Annotated in this window: 1 protein-coding gene and 1 pseudogene; both read left to right on the top strand. The window is 69.8% G+C overall.

Annotation, left to right across the window (positions count from 1 at the left end; all coding sequences use genetic code 11):
• Positions 1-149, top strand: a pseudogene (locus tag R1101_RS30510) (NAD(P)H-dependent glycerol-3-phosphate dehydrogenase); the annotation flags it as partial.
• Positions 150-154: 5 nt separating this feature from the next.
• A partial coding sequence (locus tag R1101_RS0124725) for a PLP-dependent transferase (RefSeq protein WP_198420332.1) occupies positions 155-794 on the top strand: 640 nt, incomplete at its 3' end.

Raw genomic sequence — 794 nt, forward strand, 5'->3', positions numbered from 1 at the left:
TCAAGTCGTGCACCTCGGTCCGCGCCCTCGCGGCGAGCTACGACGTCGAGATGCCGCTCACCGACGCCGTACATCGCGTGTGCCACGAAGGCATGTCGGTACCGGATGCGATCGGGCAGCTGCTCGGGCGCCGGATCAAGCCGGAATGAGCCGCATGACGGGCGATTCGACACGCTGCGTGAAGGCGGTTGCACACGAAGGCGTTCCGGGCTCCCCGTTGCAGGCGGGACCGGTCTTCGCCGCGCCGTACCTCCTCGGCGAGGACGAACGCGACGACGTCGATACCTACGCGCGGGCCTCGAATCCCGGCTGGCGCGCACTCGAATCGGCGCTCGCCGCGCTCGAACACGCCTCGGCGGTGCGCGTCGTCGGCTCGGGCATGTCGGCGATCACGGTCGCGTTGCGATCGCTCGTGGCCCCGGGCAGCACGGTCGTCGTTCCCTCCGACGGCTACTACCAGGTGCGCAAGTTCGCCACCGGATATCTCGCACCGCACGGCATCGAGGTGCACGAACTCTCCGTCGCCGAATTCGCGGACGGCTCGCTGCGGCGTGTGCTCGACGGCGCGGGGAAGGGAGCGGTCGTCCTCGCCGAGACACCCTCGAATCCCGGTCTCGACACGGTGGATCTGCGTGCGACCGCGGCGGCGTGCCGTCGCGCCGGGGCATTGCTGCTCGTCGACAACACCACCGCCACCCCGCTCGGGCAGCGTCCGCTCGACCTCGGGGCCGACGTCGTGGTGGCCAGTGGCACGAAATCGCTCAGCGGGCACAGCGACCTGCTGTTCGGATATG

Source organism: Rhodococcus sp. R1101, from assembly GCF_000278445.1.
GTDB classification, from domain to species: Bacteria; Actinomycetota; Actinomycetes; order Mycobacteriales; family Mycobacteriaceae; genus Rhodococcus; species Rhodococcus gordoniae.